The 22207-nt window shown below is 61.7% G+C and carries 16 protein-coding genes and 2 pseudogenes; 8 read left to right on the top strand and 10 right to left on the bottom strand.

The window, feature by feature from the left end; genetic code table 11:
- Positions 1-111: 111 nt before the first annotated feature.
- Both grxB and argC read right to left on the bottom strand, forming a co-directional pair.
- Positions 112-477 (bottom strand): annotated as a pseudogene (grxB, locus tag GOB93_RS14745) (glutaredoxin 2); the annotation flags it as partial.
- A gap of 36 nt (positions 478-513) precedes the next feature.
- Positions 514-1455, bottom strand: coding sequence for an N-acetyl-gamma-glutamyl-phosphate reductase (argC, locus tag GOB93_RS14740; RefSeq protein WP_173584275.1), 942 nt, complete (start codon positions 1453-1455; stop codon positions 514-516).
- A gap of 216 nt (positions 1456-1671) precedes the next feature.
- Between argC and GOB93_RS14735 the strand changes: the two genes are divergently transcribed.
- Entirely contained in the window at positions 1672-3060 is a 1389-nt protein-coding gene (locus GOB93_RS14735; RefSeq protein ID WP_338422388.1) for an amino acid permease, read from the top strand.
- Positions 3061-3149: 89 nt separating this feature from the next.
- Positions 3150-4175 carry an MYG1 family protein gene (locus tag GOB93_RS14730; RefSeq protein WP_173584262.1) on the top strand — a complete coding sequence of 342 codons (1026 nt, stop codon included), beginning with the start codon at positions 3150-3152 and terminating at the stop codon, positions 4173-4175.
- A 402-nt stretch (positions 4176-4577) separates the two neighbouring features.
- Here the strand turns inward: GOB93_RS14730 and GOB93_RS14725 are convergent, their stop codons facing one another.
- Positions 4578-5579, bottom strand: coding sequence for a glycosyltransferase family 2 protein (locus GOB93_RS14725; RefSeq protein ID WP_173584261.1), 1002 nt, complete (start codon positions 5577-5579; stop codon positions 4578-4580).
- A 636-nt stretch (positions 5580-6215) separates the two neighbouring features.
- Between GOB93_RS14725 and GOB93_RS14720 the strand changes: the two genes are divergently transcribed.
- On the top strand, positions 6216-6749 hold the full coding sequence (locus tag GOB93_RS14720; RefSeq protein ID WP_173584260.1) for a hypothetical protein: 534 nt from the start codon (positions 6216-6218) through the stop codon (positions 6747-6749).
- A 3-nt stretch (positions 6750-6752) separates the two neighbouring features.
- Here GOB93_RS14720 and GOB93_RS14715 read toward each other — a convergent pair whose 3' ends face one another.
- From GOB93_RS14715 to GOB93_RS14705, 3 genes are read right to left on the bottom strand one after another with little or no spacing between them, the layout of a single operon-like run.
- A complete protein-coding gene (locus tag GOB93_RS14715; protein ID WP_242010809.1) occupies positions 6753-8255 on the bottom strand; it encodes an efflux transporter outer membrane subunit in 1503 nt (500 codons plus the stop codon).
- A gap of 56 nt (positions 8256-8311) precedes the next feature.
- The gene (locus GOB93_RS14710; protein WP_173584258.1) at positions 8312-9496 is read right to left on the bottom strand and encodes an efflux RND transporter periplasmic adaptor subunit; all 1185 of its coding nucleotides are present in this window, start codon (positions 9494-9496) and stop codon (positions 8312-8314) included.
- Positions 9496-12669, bottom strand: a complete 3174-nt coding sequence (locus tag GOB93_RS14705; RefSeq protein WP_173584257.1) for an efflux RND transporter permease subunit — start codon at positions 12667-12669, stop codon at positions 9496-9498. The genes GOB93_RS14710 and GOB93_RS14705 overlap by 1 nt, the downstream gene beginning before the upstream one ends.
- Positions 12670-12963: 294 nt before the next feature.
- Between GOB93_RS14705 and GOB93_RS14700 the strand changes: the two genes are divergently transcribed.
- The 4 genes and pseudogenes from GOB93_RS14700 to GOB93_RS14685 all read left to right on the top strand — a co-directional run bounded on the left by GOB93_RS14700 (position 12964) and on the right by GOB93_RS14685 (position 16868).
- Positions 12964-14163, top strand: coding sequence for an ABC transporter permease (locus tag GOB93_RS14700; RefSeq protein ID WP_173584256.1), 1200 nt, complete (start codon positions 12964-12966; stop codon positions 14161-14163).
- Between the two features lie 218 nt (positions 14164-14381).
- Positions 14382-15113 (top strand): annotated as a pseudogene (locus tag GOB93_RS14695) (ABC transporter ATP-binding protein); the annotation flags it as partial.
- A gap of 100 nt (positions 15114-15213) precedes the next feature.
- Entirely contained in the window at positions 15214-16197 is a 984-nt protein-coding gene (locus GOB93_RS14690) for an MlaD family protein (protein ID WP_173584255.1), read from the top strand.
- Complete coding sequence (locus tag GOB93_RS14685) at positions 16197-16868, top strand: PqiC family protein (RefSeq protein WP_173584254.1); 672 nt, start codon at positions 16197-16199, stop codon at positions 16866-16868. The genes GOB93_RS14690 and GOB93_RS14685 overlap by 1 nt, the downstream gene beginning before the upstream one ends.
- A 58-nt stretch (positions 16869-16926) precedes the next feature.
- Here the strand turns inward: GOB93_RS14685 and GOB93_RS14680 are convergent, their stop codons facing one another.
- Complete coding sequence (locus tag GOB93_RS14680; protein ID WP_198912705.1) at positions 16927-17493, bottom strand: RBBP9/YdeN family alpha/beta hydrolase; 567 nt, start codon at positions 17491-17493, stop codon at positions 16927-16929.
- 237 nt (positions 17494-17730) lie between these two features.
- Entirely contained in the window at positions 17731-19089 is a 1359-nt protein-coding gene (locus tag GOB93_RS14675) for an NAD(P)/FAD-dependent oxidoreductase (protein WP_338422387.1), read from the bottom strand.
- A gap of 404 nt (positions 19090-19493) precedes the next feature.
- On the opposite strand from GOB93_RS14675, the gene GOB93_RS14670 reads away from it, so the two are divergent.
- Positions 19494-20447 carry a hypothetical protein gene (locus GOB93_RS14670; protein ID WP_173584253.1) on the top strand — a complete coding sequence of 318 codons (954 nt, stop codon included), beginning with the start codon at positions 19494-19496 and terminating at the stop codon, positions 20445-20447.
- Between the two features lie 256 nt (positions 20448-20703).
- Here GOB93_RS14670 and GOB93_RS14665 read toward each other — a convergent pair whose 3' ends face one another.
- Together GOB93_RS14665 and GOB93_RS14660 are read right to left on the bottom strand one after the other, a co-directional pair.
- Complete coding sequence (locus GOB93_RS14665) at positions 20704-21297, bottom strand: hypothetical protein (protein WP_242010802.1); 594 nt, start codon at positions 21295-21297, stop codon at positions 20704-20706.
- Entirely contained in the window at positions 21294-22121 is an 828-nt protein-coding gene (locus GOB93_RS14660) for a hypothetical protein (protein WP_173584252.1), read from the bottom strand. Before GOB93_RS14660 ends, GOB93_RS14665 begins: the two co-directional genes overlap by 4 nt.
- Positions 22122-22207 lie beyond the last annotated feature (86 nt).

The raw sequence follows: 22207 nt of genomic DNA, 5'->3' as shown, positions 1-22207 counted from the left end.
AAAATGATCAAGCGAACCATGTTCGGAAGAGCAGGCTTCGAACTCCTCAGGGCGCGTGTCCTTCAGCCCGCATAATCAAAAAACATCATCACGAAAAGTGCGGAAGAACCCGAAATAAGCCCGCGCCGACGCCGTCGCGAACTCCGGCAGCGGCGCACAGGCCGCGCGCGGCAGAAACAGACGATAAAGCGGCCCGCTGCTCCCATGCAGCCAGGCGGCGATCTTTTCCGAAACCGGCCCCGTCAGCACAGGCGTCCCCATCGCGTCCACATACGCGACAATGTCCATGCTCTCAGCCATGAAGCTGCCGTCCGCCTTCTCCAGAACCGGCACCATCTTTTTCCCGACCATCGAAACCGGCGTCGCCACATCGTCGTTCAGCAGAACCACCGGCTCGTACGGCATGCCCTTCAGACCGAAGATCATCTTCGCCTTCACGCAGAACGGGCAGTGATCATAAACGTAGAGTTTCAGCATCTCATCTTTTCCGGAATGACACAGTCAGCATCAGCCTCACAGCGGCGCCTTACCCGGCGACACGCCCAGCATCAGCGCAATGTTCTGAATTGCCGCGCCCGAAGCGCCCTTGCCAAGATTATCCAGCCGCGCCGTCAGCACTACATGATGGTGATGAGCGTCCTCATGAACCCGAAGTTCCATCCGGTCCGACCCCGCCAGCGCATCCGCCGTCAGCACCGGCTCCGCCTCACACACGCTGACAAACGCCGACGCCACATAGCGCTCTTCCAGAATGCCGCGCAGATCCGCCCCCGTCACCCGCCGGCTCAGCTGATCGAGATGCAGCGGCACGGACACAATCATCCCGCGCGGAAAATGCCCGACCGACGGCACGAAAAGCGGCCGCCGCGTCAGACGCGCATGCTCGCGGATCTCCGGCACATGCTTGTGCGACAGATTCAGTCCGTACAGCAGAAACGGCGGGCCCCCGTCCCGCTCCTGCGCCTCAATCATGGTTCGGCCGCCGCCCGTATAGCCACTGACCGCATTGATCGAGATCGCCATATCCGCCGGCACAATCCCCGCATCCACCAGCGGACGCAGCAGCGCGACCGCCCCGGTCGGATAACAGCCCGGATTGGACACGCGCTCCGCCTGCATGATCGCCTCCGGCTGATCCGCCGTCAGCTCGGGAAAGCCATACACCCAGCCCGGCGCCGTCCGGAACGCCGTGCTCGCATCCAGAATCTTCGGCGCCCGCCCGCCGCCCGCCGCGATCCGGTCAATCATCCCCACCGCCTCGCGGGATGCCTCATCCGGCAGACACAGCACCACGAGATCACTCGCCGCCATCGCCTCCGCCCGCGCCTCAGGGTCCTTGCGCCGCGTCGGATCAACCGAGTGAATGCGCACAGGCAGAGACATCAGACGCTCGCGAATCCCAAGCCCCGTCGTCCCGGCCTCGCCATCAATAAAAACGATCGGCTCCTGTATCATCTGCCGCTCCCCGCTCATGCCCTGCTCCCCCAGTCCTATAGCCAGCCGCGCCGCCCTGCGCGAGTCACCCGTTTCGTCCTGTCCCCGAAACATGTTGCACCCGCAACCGCCGTTCGGCAGTCTGCCACCGCGCCAGATCAACCGAAAACAGATCACCTGAACAACAGATCACCCGAAAACAGATCACCCAGACAGGCTCAGCGAGGTTTCCCCAGCGTGCATTCAGCCACACCGTCCGCCACCACTCCCGCCTCCTCCCGTCGCGACAGCCGCAGTCAGCTCAAAAACCGTCACATCGCCATGATCGCCCTCGGCGGCGTCATCGGCGCCGGCCTCTTCGTCGGCAGCAGCGCCGCCATCGCCGCCGCCGGCCCCGGCGTGCTCCTCACCTTCGTCTTCACCGGCGCCCTCGTCGTCATGGTCATGCGCGTCCTCGGCGAAATGCTCCTCGCCCGCCCCGGCCTCGGTTCCTTCGTCGATTACATCCGCGAAGGCTGCGGCCACCGCGCCGGCTTCGTCGCCGGATGGCTCTACTGGGGCTTCTGGGTCGTCACCACAGGCAGCGAGGCCATCGCCGGCGCCATCCTCCTCCAGGACTGGTTGAGCCTCCCCGTCTGGCTCATGGCCACCCTGCTCGTCGCCGCCATCGCCCTGATCAACCTCACCGCCGTCGGCGTCTTCGGCGAATTCGAATTCTGGCTCTCCCTCATCAAAGTCGTCAGCATCGCCGGCTTCTGCACCCTCGGCCTCCTCTACCTCACCGGCCTCCTCGGCGGACACCCCGCCCCGCTGGCCACCTTCGCCGGCCATGGCGGCATTCTCCCCCACGGCATCGACGCCCTCGCCGCCGTCCTCCCCACCGTCCTGTTCTCCATGGTCGGCTGTGAAATCGCCACCGTCGCCGCCGCCGAATCCCACGACGCGCCCCGGAATCTCTCCCGCGTCACCCGCACCATCGGGACCCGCATCACCGCCTTCTACATCCTCTCCATCCTGCTCATCCTCAGCATTAAACCCTGGAACGAAATCGCCCCCGGCCAGTCTCCCTTCGTCCTCGCCATGGACGTCATCGGCGTCCCCGGCGCCGCAACCCTCATCCGCCTCGTCGTACTGAGCGCCGTCATCTCCTGCCTCAACTCCTCGCTCTTCGTCACCGCCCGCACCCTGCGCAACCTCGCCCACCACGGCGAAGCCCCCGCCCTCTTCGCCCGCCTCGCAAAAAACGGCGCTCCCCGCGCCGCCGTCACCGTCTCCGGCATCATCGGCCTCCTCGCCGCCTTCTCCTCCATCCTCGCCCCCGGAACCGTCTTCGCCTTCCTCGTCGGCGCAACCGGAGCCGTCATGCTGTTCATCTACCTGATGATCGTCATCGCCCATCTCCGCATGAGACTGACCGCACAGAAAACAGGCGCCGGATGGTCCGCCAGCGCCGTCCCCTTCTTCCCCGTCGCCAACTGGCTCGCCATCGCCGCCGTCCTGATCGTGATCATCGCCATGGCCCTCGAGCCCTCCCAGCGCATCACCCTGCTCGCCAGCCTCGGCAGCACCGCCCTGACCGCTTTCATCTGGAAATTCACGCCAGCCGCCAGAACAGAAAAAACCTGACGGACCATCCCCGCCCCACCGCCTTGCATTCTCCCGCGTGACATGACACGTCCTGCCACACCCATTTCCCGGACATTCAGCAGGTTCCCATGTCAGAGCATATTCCCACCGGCCTCAGCAGCGAGACCGCTCCCGTCAGAGCCCTGACACACTCGGGAAACTTCCATGCCGACGAAACCCTCGGCTACGTCATCCTTCACTACGCCCTCGCGCCGCACGGCGATCTGCGCCGCCGCGTCATCGACGGCACATCGGGTGACCGCCTGACCTTCACCCGCTCCAGATCGCCGGAGAAAATCAGCGCGGCGGACATCGTCTTCGATGTCGGCGGCAAATACGACCCCACAACCGGCCGCTACGACCACCACATGAAGGACAAACCCCTCCGCGAGGACGGCAGCACACCCTACAGCGCCGCCGGCCTTCTGTGGAAGGATTACGGCCACGCCGCCATCCGCAATCTCCTCAGAACCGACGCAGATGAGGCCACCGTCGACGCCATCTGGAAAGCGCTCGACAAATCCCTCATCCTGCCCGTCGATCTCGACGATAACGGCGTCGTCAAAATGGGCCGACTCTCCCTCGCCGACATCGTCTCATCCTGCGGTCCCGCCTGGGACACTGCCGAACTTTACGGCCCCGAAGAAGCTAAAAAGCGGGAAACCCTCGGCTTTGCGAACGCCGCAGGCACCATCGCACTGCATCTCGAAAACCTTGTCGACCGCACCAGAGCCAGCCTGAAAGCCACCGACCGCATCCTGGACTCCTACGCGAAAGCCGAAGACAAACGCATCCTCGTCATGGACACCGGCATGCCCACCGAGAAGGTCATCTTCGAACACGACCTCCCCGTCGTCTACGTCGTCTCCCCCGCAGCCCCCGGACGCTGGAACGTCAAGGCCATCCCGCCCACACGCGGCGATTTCGGCCAGCGCGTCTCCCTGCCCGAAGCCTGGCGCGGCCTGGACGGCGAAACCCTCGCAAAAGTCTCCGGCGTGCCGGACGCCACCTTCGCTCATCCCGCCCGCTTCATCTGCGGCGCGGCCAGCAAGGAAGGCGCCGTCAGAATGGCGCAGCTCGCCCTGGAAATAGACGCCAGCCTGAAAACCCCGTAACCCCACGGACGGGCCGGGCGGGGAAACTCTCACGCCCGCATGACAGACAGGCATTTCCCGCCGGCAATCTTTCATTGCACGTCTGAAACACCACCAACCCGTTTCCACCCCGAAACGACAGAAAGCTGACAGGGTGAGACAATCCGAAATACGGACCACGCCTGCCATTCTCTGCATTGGCGTATCGGTCAGACAGACTGCGTGAATACGACGAACACGCCCTGAAAACTTCCTGCAGATTACGCGACAGCGCTCCCCGCAGTCTCGGGAAGTAAAATCGGATACGATGGCGCAATACCAGACTCTTTACCAGAAATATCCAATGAATATACTTTCCGCATTCACAAAAACATCTGAAATCCCGGCATATTCACAGAGTCCTTGGCCAGAGCCAATATGCTATCATCCATAACGTTTCAGAATGAGCTTCCGTGCAACCGATACAGGCACGACGAGCGTCACGGCCGACCACGCTGCAATCGCAAGGCGGACCCTGAAAGAGCGAAAATTCGGCCAGAACAAAATCATTACCGCATCAGCAAGCGCCCTGATCCGATTGTCGCCCGCCAGCGGATGGACTGAAGGCGTAAGGCGCAATGATGCCACACGGTACTGCAGAAGGCTGCTGCCCCGAAATAAAATCTTCCGATCCGGCAATGTCAGATTATTTTTCCGACAATATCTCTGTACTGTAAAAAACCGGGTCAGCCCGCGTCTGATTTCACGACTGTAATTCGTATCACGCGATGCAATATTACTGTCATTAGCGCCATGCGTACGGTATAATACGACAGTATCCTGTATTGTTACCACATTTCCCCAATAAGGAGCCAAGGCTATACATGAACTGTCGGTAGAACTGTCGCAATTGTCATCAAGCGGGAATATCTGTTCGAGGAATTTACGGGACCATGCATTTCCTGAACCCGGTGGTGTAGGATATTCAAATGTCGCGTCCATCCACTGGCGAATTGCCTGTGGAGCAGGTACATAGGTCAGTCTGGGAACGATGACATTCATTGATTTTCCCGAGGCATCAGTCCTCAGCATCATCCCCTGAACCTTGCTGAGACCTTCCTTCCAGACTGCAGCGATCTTATGAAGTGCTCCGGGAACAAGAACGTCATCAGAATCAAGGAATATTACGACATCTCCGGAGCTTTCGAGAAATCCTCTGTTATTTGCCTCCCGTTGTCCGCTATTTTTCTGAAACAGTGCTTTAATTTTCTTTCCAAAACTTTTTATAACATCAACAGAATTGTCCTCTGACCCATCATCAACAACAATGACCTCCTTATTTTCCCAGTCCTGATTAAGAGCGCTTTCAATAGCTTCTCCTACATATCTTCCGTAATTATAATTAGGTATAATAATAGAAAACTTTATTAAATTCTCCGAATTCATAAATAAACAACTCCCTGCTCTGGGTTTATAATATGAAACATATTACAATATAGTCAATTATTCATTTATTGAATATATTATTGCAGGTCCCGCTAATAGCGGCAGCACCTGCAGTCTGACAATTGCCAGCCTGAAAAAACAGGGAAAATTTTTCTGATTGTGTCCCAACAGGCAGCGACACGTCAAAGCAAACTAAATGAATATTCCTATCGATACGATTGCAATCCCGGTCTCGCTGAAAACCGCCAGGAATGTCCTCTGCCCGGTTCGCGCATGACGGGATGACCATCAGAACACCATCGAAAAGCCGGTTTTCTCCCTATAGCTCTCATTTCTCCTGCCCGTCAGAAGCCTGCGCGGAATAGCAACCGGCAAAGACAATCGGTGCATTCGGTCTTTTATCCGCGACCCTGAACAAACACTCACCTCGTCGATCATGTGCCGCCACCCGTCAGTCAGACCGAAGCACCCCGGAAATCGACGGCCAGCCAGAAAACCCCGTACCCCCCCGACGGGCGTGGCGCGAAAACCCTCCCGCCCGCATGACAGACAGGCATTTCCCGCCGGCAATCTTTCATTGCACGCCTGAAACACTGCCGATACGTTTCTCCATGAAAACGGCAGAAGGCTGAGAGGGTGAGACAGTTCGGAACGCGGGCCACGCTCGCCATTCTCTGCATCGGTCTGACAGACTGCGTGAACACGACCTCAACCAGCATCAACGCCGCAGCTGGCAGCGGCGGCGCTCAGGCCAGAAGAGTCGTCAGCATCCCGAAATCGGCCCTCTACCGCGTCGCCGATAAAATCGTCAGAACAGACGCCGATACCATCCTGAATTACTGGGGCGCCGTCGACAGCAACTGCACCCCGGAAAAATACCAGGTCATCAAAATCGTCAGAGACCCCGCTCACGGACGCGCCTGGCTCGCGGATTACAAAACACACCCGCATTTTCCGTCACAGAACGCCCGCTACAAATGTAACGCGACACCCATTACCGCCACCGCCCTGCACTACACGTCAGCATCCGGATACACCGGCTTCGACACGATCGGGGTGATGGTCGCCGACCCGCACGGCAACGTCATGAACGTCGCCATGCGCATCCGCGTCGTCAGCGCGTCAGACAGTTCCGCGGCGGATAATCCCTTTCCGCCCGACGACATCTGACACTCAGGACCGCCCCGTCACCAGGTTCTCATAGCCCTCCGGATTTTCCGGCCCGATCCCGCCCGCCGGCTTCGGATAATGAATGCCGCCATACTGTAACGGGCTGAACGTCATCGTCTGGTCCGGCGTCGGCAGTTGCGCACGGTCCCAGCCGCCACCCAGAGCCCGGATCAGCGCCACCGTCGCCTGCACAGACCGCGCCGCCACCTGCACCTCCGAAATCCGCGAGTCCAGCGCCGCCTCCTGCGCCACAATCGCCCCCAGATAATCCGACAGCCCGCCCTTATAGAGCGTCATCGTCATGTCCTGCATGTCCAGCGCCGTGCCCACAGCCTGCTTCAGCCGCGCATCCTCCGCCCGCAGCAGCCGCGTCCGCGACAGCTCATCCTCAACCTCGCGAAACGCCGACAGCACCGTCGAACGATAATCATCCCGCGTCTCCCGGTACGCCGACCAGGAATACTGCAAAGACGCCCGCCGCAGACCCCCCTCGAAAATCGGCATCGATGCCGTCGCACCATACGACCACATGCTGTTCGCCAGCTTCGCCAGATCGAACCCGTTCGCGTCGAAACCGCCATTCGCGTTCAGCGAAATATGCGGATAGAACGCCGCCCGCGCCACGCCGATCGACCGGTTCGCCTGCGCCATCACCCGCTCCGCCGAGGCAATGTCCGGCCGACGCTGCAACAGCTCGGACGGCATTCCCACCGGCAAATTCACCTCCCTGAACGTAAAATCAGCGCGCGGCTCGATATGAAAACTCTCCGGCGCCGTATTGGTCAGAATGGCGATCGCATGCTCCGTCACCTCCCGCTGCGCCCGCAGGTCAAGCTCCGCCGCCTGGGTCACGTAAAGCTGGTTCTGCGCGCGGGCAAGATCCAGACGCGGCGCCGCCTGATTGACAAGCTGCGTATGCGTCATGTCCACCGCCTTCTGAAAATACGAGATCGCGCGCTGATAAATCGCCTCCTGCGCGTCGTACCCCCGCAACGCGACATAATCGCTGGCCAGATCAGCCTCGATGCTCAGCCGCGCCCCGGCGAAATCCGCCGCCTTCTGCTGCGCCTCATACTTGCTCATCCGGACCTGATTGCGGATCTCCGACCAGAAATCCGGCTCCCAGGACGCCAGACCGCCATAAAACTCATCCGTCTGCGTGATCGCGCCCTTATACCGGAACAGACGGTCCGCCGACTGCTTGTTGTCCGACGCCCCGAAAGCCAGTCCGAAATGCGGCAGCAGATCCGCCCGCGCCTTCATCACCAGCGACCGCGCCTGCGTAAACCGCTCCGCCGCCGCCTGAAGATCGGCGTTCTGCGCCACCGCTTTTTCCTCCAGCGCATCCAGCTCCGGATCGCCGAACAGCCGCCACCAGTCCGACGGCAGCACCGTATCCGCCGGCGTCGCCTTCGCGAACGGCTGCTGCCCGGTCCAGCTGTCCGGAACAATGAAATGCGGCGCCTGATAAGCCGGCGCCAGATCGCAGCCGGACAGCATCAGCATCCCCGAAAGACCCGCGAGCACCGACGCCGCACGCCCCACGCCTCCGCGCGCCGTCTTCATCCTTCGATCTCCTCGTCGTCCTGCTCATACCCTTTCGCAGGAACCACCACCCGGACCTCCTGTCCCTCCAGCAGATCAGCCGGCGGATTGCGCACGATCCGGTCCCCCGGCTGAATCCCCGAAATCACATCGGTCCGCGTATCGGCCATCCGCCCGACCTCAATATTGCGGAAATGCACATGATTCGTCCCGTCCACGACCGCGACCTGCATCCCCTTCTCCTCGAACACCAGCGTCGAGGTCGGAATACGCTGCACCCCGCCCTCCGCCGGCGCCGTCAGATGCACCGAGGCAAACGTCCCCGGCCACAGCAGATGATCCGGATTGTCGATGGTAAATTCCGTGACCGCCGTGCGCGTGTTCGGATCATACCCCTTCGCGACCGTCAGAAACTTCGCCTCGAAGGTCCGGTTCGGGAATTGCGGCACGGAAACAGTCGCCACCATGCCCGGCTTGAGAATGTAGGAGAATACTTCAGGAACCGACAGAAACAGACGCATCCGGTGCATGTCGGAGACCACGAACACCTGGTTCGCCTCGCCGGACGCGCTGTGCTCACCGCCGCCCGCGCTCACATAATCACCCACGTTGACATCACGCGATGTCACAACACCATCGAAAGGCGCCACGATCGTCTTGAACTTTTCCAGGGCCTCGAAGCGATCGACGTTATGCTGCGCCGCCTCCATCTCCGCATAACCGGATTTCTTATTCGCATCCGCCACGGAAACCGACTGCCCGGACACCGCCTGAGACTGCGCCATCGCGTGCCAGCGCGCCGCACTCACCACCGTCAGGTTATACTTCGCCGCCGTGGCGTCGTAATCCGCCTTCGCCTGCTGATACTGCGCGTCCAGACCCGGCGCGTTGACCTCGGCCAACACATCGCCAGCCTTCACCTCCGCACCGAAATCCTTATACCACATCTTCACATATCCGGAGGCCTGCGGATAAATCGGCGCCTGATACCAGGCGTCGATCGTCCCCGGCAGCGTCAGCGTCAGCGTCTTCGCCCCCGGCTGCGGCGTGATGACCTCCACGTCCGGAATGGCGTTGTGCGCCGTCTCCTCACGCAGACTTTTCGATTCATGAATACGCGAGATCACGATCCAGCCCGACGCGAGCGCAAGCACGCACACGCCAGCGAGCAGGACGGGATGACGACCGGTTGAGCGCGCCATCAGACTGTCTCCTTACGGGAAGATTTTCGGCTGTAGAAAATTGCGTAAACACAGGGCACGAACAGCAGGGTCGAGATCGTGGCCACAATCAGCCCCCCGATCACCGCCTTGCCGAGCGGCGCGTTCTGCGAGTTGCTGACCGACATCGGAATCATGCCGACAATCATCGCTGTCGCCGTCATGATCACCGGACGAATGCGCCCGTAACCCGCCTCCAGCGCCGCCCGCAGCGGCTCGCCATGCACCTCCAGACGCTCGCGGGCATAGGACACAACCAGGATCGAATTCGCCGTCGCCGTGCCCATGCACATGATCGCCCCCGTCAGCGCCGGCACCGAAAGATGCGTGCGCGTCAGGAACAGAGCCCAGGCAATCCCCGCCAGAGCCCCCGGCAGCGCCGAGATGATGATGAAAGGATCAAGCCAGGACTGAAAGTTGACGACAATCAGCAGGTAGATCAGCGCAATCGAGATCACGAGCCCGCCAAGCAGCTCCGCATAGGCACTGCTCATCGTCGTCGCCTGCCCGGCAATCTCGACAGCAGCCCCGCGCGGCACATCCTTCGCCGTCGCCGCAACCTCGCGCTGCACACCCTTCAGAACCGCACCCAGATCAGTGCCCTCAGCCGATACATAGATGTCGAAAGCCGGCATCGAGTTGTAATGCGACACCTCACCCGGCGTCCCCGTCGCTCTGATCCGGCTCATCGCCCCCAGAAGCTGCGAGGATTTCCCCGAAGGATCGCCGTCGCCCTTATCGACCGGGATCGTCAGCAGATCGTTGTAATGCGTCAGCTGATCCTGAGAGACATAGGTATTCAGCGTGAACGTCACACCCATTTTCGGATCGTACCAGTATTGCGGATCGACCTGCGAACTGCCCGCGAGCGTCATCAGCTCGTTGTCCGCCAGATCCCCTTCCGTCACACCCGTCGCCTGCTCGAAACTCCGGTCACCCTCCACAAACAGCGTCGGCGTCTTCATCGTCTGCTGCAGCGACACATCCGCAGCCCCCGTCACCTTCCGCAGCCGGTTCACCAGCTCCAGAGCATATTTGTAGCTCTCATCCAGATCCGGACCGCCGATTTTCACATCGATCGGCGACGGTGACCCGAAATTCAGAATCTTCGCCGTCAGATCCGCCGGCTGGAAGGTAAACACCGTACCTGGGAAACTGGCCGACAACCCCTTCCGCAGGATCGCCCGGTAATCCCAGACCGGTGACGCCTCATCGTTCAGCGTGATCGTCAGATCGCAGTCCTGCGTGCCCAGCGTCGGCGTCGGAATGAACGCCTGGTTATGCGGTCCCTCCGGAAGTCCGCAGTTTGCGACAACATCATGCACTTTCCCGGGCAGCAGCGCGTCGATCCGGTCCGCCGTCAGCGCCGCAATCCGGTCCGCGACCTCGATCCGCGCACCCAGCGGCGCACGCATGTGCATCTGAAGCTGATCGGACTTGATCTCCGGAAAGAAATCCCGACCCGCGACGAAATACAGCCCGCAGGACAGCACCGAAATCCCGAGAAACGTCCCGACGAAAACCCCACGCCGCTCGATCAGCCCGGACAGCACCCCGCGATACCGCTCGCGAAACAGCGTGAACCGATGCTCGAACCCCTTCTGAAACCGCGTGAAGGCGTTCTTCCCATGCGGCAGAGCCTCGTGCTCCTCCCCATGCAGCCCCGGCTGGATGTGACCCGCCAGCAGATATTTCGCCATTGTCGGCACCAGCGTCCGCGACAGAATGAAGGACGCCATCATCGCGAAGATGATCGCCTCCGCCATCGGCATGAACAGCCAGCCCGCCACACCGCTCAGACCGAACAGCGGCAGCCAGACAATGCAGATGCAGGTGGTCGAAACAAACGTCGGAACAACAATCTGGTTGGCCGCGTCGATGATCGCCGGCTCCAGCTCCTTGCCCTCCTCCAGATGCGTGTCGATGTTCTCGATCATCACCGTGGCGTCATCGACAAGAATACCGACTGCCAGCGCCAGACCGCCCAGCGTCATCACGTTGATCGTCTGTCCCGCCCAGCCAAGCGCGATCAGCGAACACAGAATGGCCAGCGGAATGGACGTCGCGATGATGACCGTCGAACGCCAGGACCCCAGGAACAGCAGCACCACCAGACCAGTCAGCGCCGCCGCCGTCGCCATCTCCCGCATCACGTCATGGATGGAGTCGATCACGAACCCGGACGCATCGCTGAGAACGCTCAGATGCACCGTCGAAGGCAGCACCGCCTGAAGCCGCGGCATCATCTTCTTCACGCCGTCAACCACATCCAGCGTGGAAGCCTCGCCGCTCTTCATCACCACCATGATGACAGCCTGCTTACCTTTGACGATCACACTGTTCGTCTGCGGATGCCCGCCGCGATACACATCGCCCACGTCATGAATATAGACGACCGCGTTCCCGACCCTCTTGATCGGAATGTCCGCAATATCCTCCAGCGAGCGCGGCGTCGCGTTGGTCTGCACCATCCAGTCCGTCGGCCCGATCTTCTGATCGCCCGCCGGCCGCACCACGTTCTGCGTGTCCAGCGCGTTCTGCACGTCCATCGCCGAAAGATGATGCGCCTGAAGCTGCTTCTGGTTCAGCGCGATCATGACAAAACTGTCCATGCCGCCATAGGGATGCGGCACCACCGCACCCGGAATCGTCACCAGCAGCGACCGCATCCGGATGAACGCCAGCTTGAACAGATCCGAAGGCGTCATCGTGTCCGAAGTGAGCTGCAGCGAGATCACCGGAACCGAAGACGCCTCCAGCCGCATGATCATCGGCGCGGCAATGTGCTCGGGCATCTGCTGCAGCACTGTCTGCGAGATCGCCGCCACATCCGCCTCGGCGCCCCCGATCTCCGTGCCCGGCTGGAAATATATTTTCACAATCCCACGGCCATAGAAGGAGTCCGCCTCCATATGGTCGATCCCCTCCACAGTGGAGGTCACACCCTGCTCGAAATTGTACATGATGCGCCCGGCAAACTCGTCCGGCAGCATCCCCGAATAGGTCCAGACCACCGCAATAGCGGGAATCCGGATGTTCGGAAACACATCCGCCGGCGTCTTCCTGATCGAAAGAATGCCCATCATAACAATAAGAATCGAAAGAACGACGAACGTATAGGGACGCCGCAGTGCTGTAACGACTATGGCATTCATTGATCTGCCTTATCCTGTGAAATCATTGCGACGCCGCCATCCTGGACAGGTACGGGAGGCTGCGTTTCCATCCGGACTCCGCTTTTCGTAACATGACGTAACAACATGACTTTCATGCGTACAGAGCTTAGCTGGACATGGTTTGACATATATTTGGGAAAATTATTTGTCATATAAATTAGCGTTTAACCGTTCCGGATCAGGCCGGGAAAACCCCCTTGGACAGCTCCGGGACCCTCTCCGGACGGCCACGCTGGCCAACAGAGCCCGCCTGCCCTAAAACTCGTCCCGCACATGACGGACCAGGAACACACCCCCACGCCGACGGCGTCAGGCAACGCAGACAGCCATGACGCGGACAGCCATCCGGAATGGACGGTTCAGTCTTCGGCAAACGACATCACGCTCGTGCTGCGCGGCCAGTGGACGATCGATGACGGCGCCGCCCTCGCCATCCCCGACGATGCCCTCAGAACGGGCGCACCGAAGGACGGCGCCGCACAGACGCTCCACGTCGATGTCAGCGGTCTCAGCCAGTGGGATTCCTCCCTGGTCTCCTTCCTCTGGACCGTGAAACAGGCCGCCGCCCGCGGGAAAATGAACTTCGATCTGGCTCAGTTGCCAGACGGCGTGCAGCGCCTCTTCGCCCTCCTGCCCGCCGAACCCGAGCCCCCCGCGCAGCACCCGAAAAAACCTTTCGCTCCGCTGCGGACCACAGGCGCCCTGACCCTCGACACACTCGATGAAATCGGCGCCCTGACCGAACTGGGCGCTCAGACCGCCCGGGGCTCGGTGAAGGCGCTCTCCGGCCATGGCGGCATGCGCCTGCGCGACCTGTTCGTGAACATCTTCGACGCCGGCCCCTCGGCGCTCATGATCGTCAGCGTCGTCAACTTCCTCGTCGGCGCCATCCTCGCCTTCGTCGGCGCCGTGCAGCTGCGGAAATTCTCCGCCGATATGTACGTCGCCAATCTCGTCGGCATCGCCTGCGTCCGCGAACTCTCCGCCGTCATGACCGCCATCATCATGGCCGGCCGCACCGGCGGCGCCTACGCCGCCCGCATCGCCACCATGCTCGGCAACGAGGAAATCGACGCGCTGAAAGTCTTCGGCATCCCCGTCTCCAGCTACATCCTGCTGCCGTCCATCCTGTCGCTCATGCTGATGATGCCGCTGCTTTATCTCTATGGCAGCGGCATGAGCATCATCGGCGGCTATGTCGTCGCCACCGGCATGCTCCCCGACGTCACCGGCGCCGGCTACATCAACCAGACCCTCGGCGCCATCGACCTCACCCAGTTCGAATTCGGCTTCGCGAAATCCATCGTCTTCGCCGCCATGATCGGCCTGACCTCCTGCCAGATCGGCCTGAACGCCGGCCGCAGCGCCGCCGATGTCGGAACCGCCGCCACCCGCGCCGTCGTCGTCGGCATCGTCGGCGTCATCGCGCTCGACGCCATCTTCGCCGTCATCGCCAACGTACTGGACATCTGATGCCGGGAAATCTGACACCAGAAAATCCAGTGTCCGGAAATGCGATCTCCGGAAATCCTGTGCCCGGAAATACAGGTCCCGGCATCCCGCCAGCCGCCAGCCAGACGGGCGGTCAGGATGCCGGCCAGTATAGCGGCGCGCATAGCGGCCAGGGACACGATCAGCCCCGTCATCAGACAAGAGAAACAGCCCGTCAGGACGACGACGTCCTCCTCTCCCTGCGCGACGTCACCATCGGCTACGGCACAAAGGTCATCCAGAGCCACGTCACCATGGATGTCCGGCGCGGCTCGATCTTCGCTATCATGGGCGGCTCCGGCTGCGGCAAAAGCACCATCCTGCGCAGCATGGTCGGCCTGCTCCGGCCCATGTCCGGCAAATACACCGTCGACGGCGACGATTACTGGTCCGGCCCGGACAGCCACCGCACCGCCCTGAACCGCCGCTTCGGCGTCCTGTTCCAGAGCGGCGCCCTGTGGAGCTCCATGACCATCGGCGAAAACGTCTCCCTGCCCCTGGAGATGTTCACCCGCCTGAACCGGGACATGATCCGCCACCTCGTGGAAATGAAACTCGGCCTCGTCGGCCTGTCCCACGCCATCGACCTCTACCCGTCCGAAATCTCCGGCGGCATGTGCAAACGCGCCGGCCTCGCCCGCGCCATGGCCCTCGATCCGGACGTGCTGTTCTTCGACGAACCCTCCGCCGGCCTCGATCCCATCACCTCCGCCCGGCTCGACGACCTCATCCTCACCCTCCGGGACGGCCTCGGCGCCACCATCGTCATCGTCAGCCACGAACTGCCCAGCCTGTTCGCCATCGCCGATGACGGCATCTTCCTCGATGCCCAGACAAAACAGCCCATCGCGCACGGCTCGCCCCGCGACCTGCGCGATCACTGCAAAGACCCGCAGGTCCACGCCTTCATGAACCGCGAAGCCAGAACAGAAACCAGCACAACAGAACCCGCTACAACAGATCCGGCCGCCACAAAGCCGGACAACACGGAATCCGCAGGGGCCGGCACAGTCAGAAAGGGTCAGAACGCCAATGGCAAATGAATCAGGGATCGGCAAACAGACCCTCGTCGGCACCTTCGTCGCCGGCGGCGTCGCTCTCGGTCTGGGCGCCCTCATCTTCTTCGGCAATGTCAGCCTGTTTTCAAAAAACAGACACGCCGTCATCGTCTTCCAGGATTCCGTCAGCGGCCTGTCCGTCGGCGCGCCCGTCACCTTCCGCGGCGTCCGCGTCGGCTCAGTCGACAGCGTGACCCTGCGCTACGATCCCGCCACCCGCCACGCCTATATCCCCGTCGATATCAGCCTGGACCCGAAACAGGTCCACGTCATGCAGACCCCGGGTTCACCGTCGCACGACCTCGATCTGCGCGAAACCGTCGCTCACGGCCTCCGCGCCGAACAGAACATGCAGAGCTTCGTCACCGGCACGGTCAATATCAATCTGGACTTCTGGCCCGGCTCCCCGGCCGAATTCCACCCGCGCGTCAGCAACCTGCCCGAAATCCCCACCCACCAGTCCGCCATCCAGAAAATCAAGGACAGCCTCCAGGACCTGCCCCTGAAAGAGCTGTCCACCAACGCCAACGAAGCCGTCCTCTCCATCCGCGAGGTCGCGCAGAAACTCGACACCGACCTGCCGCCCCTCGTCGACAGCCTGCATCAATCATCGCAGGACGCCCAGCAGACCCTGAAAGCCGCGACGCAGGCCATCCAGGATCTGGACGGCAAGCTCGACACCACGCTCGTCAACATCGACAGGCTGATGCGCACCGGCAACGCACAGCTCGAAGCCCGCGGCGCGGACCTGCACCAGACCCTCGCCAGCGCCACCAGCGCCACCGACCAGGCTCGCAAAACCCTGCAAAGCGTCCAGGGCATGCTCTCGCCCCGCTCCACCGACCGCGACAATCTCGACTCAGCGCTCCGCGACATCGCCGCCGCCGCCGCCGCCCTGCGCGGCTTCGCAAGCGACGTCGAACGCAATCCGCAACTCCTCCTGATGGGACGCAAGTGATGAGCCGCAAGATCCCGCCTCTTCCCGGAACCGCATCCGGAATCCTCTCCCGGCCTTTCTCCGGCAAAGCCGGTCCTGCCGCCGTCCTCACCCTCGCCCTGTCCCTCTCCGCCTGCGCCGGCCCGCCGCTGCAGCTCTACACACTCGGCGGCCCGGCAACCTCATCCGGCCAGGCCCAGGGCGCGGTCCCGCCCGGCACCCCCATCCTCGAAATCCGCCGCGCTTCCCTGCCGGATTATCTCGACACCCAGGATATCGTGACACGAAACGGCCAGGCCCTCCGCCGCAGCGCCAACGGCCGCTGGGCCGAACGCCTCTCCGACAGCGTCACAGATTTCATCACCGCCCGGATCAGCAGCGCCCGCCCGGATCTCTTCGTCACCGATCAGCCGGTCTCAGGCCCGGGTCCAGGCCCCGCCTCAGGCCGCCTCACCATCAACATCACCCGGATGGACATCGCCTCGGACGGAAAAGCCACACTCGAAGCCAGCTGGAGCTTCATACCCGCCGATGAGAACCAGCCCGAACAGCTCCATCGCGGCACCGTCTCCGCCTCAGGCCCCGCCACAACCGATAACGACACCGTCACCCTGACGGACACGCTGGTCCGTCAGCTCAGCGACCGTATCCTTCAGAGCCTCCCGCAGAGCCTTTCACCCGCCCTGCGCTGATCCGGTTCCACACCGGAAACACTGACGCCGGCGGGCCGCCCCGCGCAGGCCCCGGCCGTCACTGAGTCAGCAGAAGACCGGACAGCTCAGGAAACGACCCGTACCCTTCCCGGTCCAGAAAATGCCCGCCGCCGGGAATCTCCATCACCTCCGTCCGCAGCGCCTTCGCCAGATCACGGGACACGGACGGATCGACAATCGCGTCATTGTCGGAAAACACCGAGACCCGGAAAGCAGCCCGCCGCCGCAGAGCGTCATAATCGAGCGCGATATCCGTAAACGCCTCCAGCTCCGGCAACGTCGACAGACGCCTGTCAAACCCGGACACCAGAACATAGCCGCCAGCCGTCTCCGCAGGCGGCCGGGACATCAGATAACGAAGGATCGTAATACAGCCCAGGCTGTGGCCGATCAGAACCACGTCGTCACTCAGACGCGGCAGAAGATCCCTCAGCGTCGCGTCCCAGCTCTCCGTTACCGGCGCATGAGGAGACGGCATCGCCGGCACGGACACCCGCGCCCCGGCGCGCTCAAGCTGCTCCCTGAGCCACGGAAACCAGTTGGCCTCCGGGTTCGCGGTATAGCCATGCACAATCACATAATGCCTGGACGATAACTCAGCCAAAATCCACTCCTGACAGAAAGACGACCAGACAGAACAAACACAGAACTGCGCCCGCCGCAACATTGCGAGCCCGAAACTTTCGGCATCTGTATACTCTGCAAACAGAAGACAGAGCACCGCTCCGCCCTGCACCCCTTCTGATTTAATCAACCGGGATCAGAGGGACTGCGTTTCTTTGCGGGATTCGGAGCAAAGCCCCGAAAAACCCTGTCCGCAAAGGATACAGACGCCAGATTTTCACCCCTCGCCGCCAGCCGCCCGCCCCTCCTGACGCCGGTCCCGCCATCGTCCCAGCGCCACCCGCGCCGCAACTCCGGCCTTCCAGAACCGATGCAGCGGAATTCCCCTGATCCGCGTCGGCGGCAACAGCAGCTCCCCCGCCGGCACACCCTGAATCCGCCGCGCCACCTCACGTCCGAGCAACGTCGCCATCGCCACACCCCGCCCGTTATAGCCCAGACACGCAATCACACCCGGCGCCGGCTCATGCCAGTGCGGATAATGATCCGTCGTCACGGCCAGCTGCCCGTTCCATCCATGCGTCCACCCCGTCCCCGCCAGCCCCGGCCACAACCGATGCGCCAGATGCCGCAGTTCCGGAAACGCTTCCGCCCCGACCAGAGGCCGCGACACCGAGCGCCTCCCGATCAGAAGCCGTCCCGCCTCATCCACGCGGTAATAGACCGTGATCTCACCCAGCTCATACAGAACCTCGCGCCGCGCCAGAATCGCCGCCCGCAGCCGCTCAGGCAGCGGCTCCGTCGCGATGATGGCGCTGTAAACCGGCACAATGCTGTCACTCAGCCCCGGCCAGAGACCATTCGTGTACCCGTTCGTCGCCAGCACGACATTCCGGCACCGGATCGCATAGCCGCTATCCGTCATCGCCAGCCAGGTCCCGCCATCGCGCGTCAGCGACATGATCCGCGTGCCGGAATAAACCTGCGCCCCGCGCCCGATGGCCGCCGACGCCAGCCCCCGCGTATAGGACAGCGGATTCACCTGTCCGCCCCGCCTGTCGATCATGCCGGCACAGTAGCGATCCGTGCCCGTCAGCTCAGCCATCTCACCACGATTCAGCCAGGCCACATCCCCGCCACGGGCCAGACACTCTTCCGTCAGCCGGTCCAGCGCCGGCACCTGCGACCCCGCCGTCGCCGCCCGCACCGTCCCGCCCCGAACCGCGTCACACCGGATTCCGTGTTTTTCAATCAGCGCAAACACCAGATCCGGCGCATTCCACGCCGCAACAGCAAGCCTGCGCCCAGCCTCCGGAGCCAAATGACTCTCCACCCCGGAAGGCGGCATTTTCAGACCCGGATTGACCTGCCCGCCATTGCGGCCCGAAGCCCCCCAGCCAGGCGCTCCCGCATCGACAACCGCAACACTCTCACCCGCCGTCGCCAGATAAAGCCCGGCCGAAAGCCCGGTAATCCCGCCGCCAGTCACCAGCGTCCCGACCTCGATATCCTGCCCGACAGCCCCGGTGACAGGCCCCGCCGTCGCCGTCTCCTCATAGAGCGACCCGCACGAAACCGGCACAGCATCCGCCCCGACGGAAAAGGACACATCCGCAGACCCGACCGACCCGCTCACCGGTCACTCCCCACAAAAATTCGTGGACAAATCCGGAATAAAAACTCCCGCTGCGCACAGCCCCGCCCCACCCCGCGACGGTCTCCCGCCAGAACGGACAGCCACCCGCCCCTTCCCGTCACGCGAGCGCAGAATTGTGTTGCACAGGCCATAACAAATCCCTCTCAATCGCGAAGCTCCGCCTCATGGGAGCCGCGATCCGCCCGACAGGTCAACCCGCCTCCCGCCCACCACGGCATCACGCTCCCGACATGACAGACAGCCTGGACAGGACAGACTCACACATGCACAAACGAGGGCGCAAAAAACGAGACGCGGAATTAAAGATCCGCAATCAGAGGCCCGAAACAACGCAGCCGGAAACCACCCTGTCCACACACAGACCCTCACAGGAGCCTGTTCCGATGAAGTATGCAGCCTGTCTTTCCCTCGTCGCGCTCGCCGCCACCGCATCCACAGCCCGCGCCGCTGACGACACCGCCGCCGTGCAGGCCCAGCTGAACGGCTGCTACTCAGGCATCCGAAGCTGCGCCATCGATTTTCAGGGCGCCACAAAAACCCTCACGAAAACCCTGAAAATCAATCCGGAACTGGTCACGCTCCGCAACGCCATTTTCGACTGCCGCATGACCTCCGGAACCTGCCTCTATGTCTCGCAGGACGGCTTTCCGCATCATGACTGGACCAGCAGCAACCGCCTCGAGGGGATCACGCTGAAAGGCAACCGGTCCATCGACGGCATCACCATGAACTACACCGATAACAACACGATGGTCGTCGACGCCGGCATAACCCTCATTAACGTCTCCATCCAGGGCTTCAACCACGGCATCACTCTGGGCAACAATGTCTGGGGCGTCGATATGTTCAATGTCATCATCGGCAACGGAAACACCGGCATCTACACCCTGCCGCACCCGCATAATTCCGGCGAGCGCTCCACCTTCGCCGGTGGCACCATCTACAACAACACCGTCGCCGGCATCGACGAGGAATCCTGCTGGGAATTCGACTTCCAGGGCACCAGCTTCGACTTCAACGCACAGCAGATGATCCTGCGCGGCCCGACCTCCTTCACCGGTCACATCGAAAACAGCGATACAGGCAAAACCGAAATCGTCCTCGGCGCGCTGGAAGGCACCCCCGCCGGCTCCCTCTACATGAGCGCCGGCTCGACCATCACCGTCGACGGCTGGGACGCAAAAAATCCGAAACAGGCCTGCTACGTGGAAACCAGCCTGCCCTACAACAACATCAAAATCCCCGCGACACTCTGGGGTTTTGGCGGAAAACAGGGTCCCGTCTGCGGCCCCGGCAAAGTCGTCACCTGGGACGGTCAGCCTTTCCAGGCAAAATAACGCCGGACGTCATCAACCGAAACCTTGCCCAACATCCTTACAGATTCACAAACCGGGATCAAAGGGACCACGTCCCTTTGCCTGGTCCGGGCAAAGCCCCGAAAACCGCTCTACACATCTCTGTCACGCAGACAAACACCCCATAACAGCCTGCAAAGGAGAGCCACGCCCCACATCCCGGACGAAGAACCATCAGCACCACGCTCCCCGTCATCCGGTGTCCCTTCCACATCCCGGATTTTTCAGCCCACTCCCCTCAGCTCAGCGTTTCAAAATGCCGGAGTATCCAGGAAATCTCGTAAATCAGCCCGAGACTGACAAAAACCATGTGAAACCGGCGACTGGCGGAAACAATCGCGATTCCGCAAAGAACAAGATAAACCGGCACCCGGAACCAGTATTCAGCCGAAAACATGGCGTAATGCGCCGGCCCCTTAATCAGCGTGTCAATCAGATCAAAGATAACGGTCAGCGCAAAGAACGAGAAAAACCACTTCCGCCGCGAAATGAAGAAATCCTCATATCCCGTATAGTCGCTGATCGTATCGGGAAAAAGAAATGCGCTCAGGAAGAACAGAACGATCGCATAGACAATCAGAAACAGATAGGTCTCGAACGTCCAGGACGGCAGCGTGACCAGCCAGAACTCCCACCACCAGAAATGCACGAGCATCAGCAGCAGTGTCAGAACCCAGCCGATATGCACCGGATAGATCCGTGTCTGGCCGGGATGCTGAATGATGCGCACCAGCCCGTTGAGCAGACGCGTGACACTCAGCCCCACCACCATACCCATGATGATGCGCACATGCTGAAAGATTTCCGGAGATGGCAAAGACGGACCGGTCAATTACGCTCTCCTCCCGAACAGGCCCCGACACTCTCCGCCACCCGCAACGGCACGGTATTGACGACCTCCAGACCATCCGCGCCAAACCACGCAAGGCCATCGCCGATCATGACCTGCCCGTTCCTTACGAACATATCGTGCGGCGTCGCAGCCGCGAGCGCCTTCAGCCACACCGCCGGAAAAACCTGAGCCCATTTCCCCTGCAATGTCGCCGCATCCCGGATAGTAAAGAACCGTCCCCCACCCGTATTCACCCTCAGCGGAAAAGACACGAACCGCATCGCCTCCGCCCGGTCGCCAGCCAGAACCGCATCGTAAAATCCGCGAACAAGCGTCTCAAACGCAGCATCGTCCTGAGCCGTCACGTCAGCGTAGCGATGTCCCGGAACATAGCTGTCACCTCCGGCAGCCGTTAAGGCCACAGGCAAAACCCGGCCCGCACCACTCCAGGTACCCGCAAGCCCCGTGCTGTTTTCCGCAGTCGCATGAGATGCCGGCCCGCCGCCCACATAATGCAACACAAAAACGCCCCCGCCCGGCTCACTCAGACGCAGTTCCGCCCCATCCGTACCCGTCAGAGGAATATCCCTGCAATATTTGCGGTAATAGTAATGACTGCCAGCCACAGCCCTGCCATCGGCAAACCCAAGCGTCATGCCAGCCGGCAGATCACCCAGCCGGCCAGTATAGTCCGTAAACGCCTGTTCCCCCGCCGCCCGCGCACCACTTCCCGGCATCAGCAACACCACGGAAAGCAAAGCGGCAGCAAGACAGATTGCCTTAGTGGTTCTGATAAGCGGCATCCCGATAACATGACACGTCACAATTCCCGCTCCGTATTCCGTGTCTCAGCCCCTGCCCATCCATCCGCCGAAATCATGAGTGATTTTCCCGACCTTACAGAACCGCC

The sequence above is a fragment of the Acetobacter musti genome (assembly GCF_011516835.1).
Taxonomy (GTDB): domain Bacteria; phylum Pseudomonadota; class Alphaproteobacteria; order Acetobacterales; family Acetobacteraceae; genus Acetobacter; species Acetobacter musti.
The sequence above is the reverse complement of the archived record's forward strand: the minus strand, read 5'-3'. Positions and strand labels throughout refer to the sequence as shown.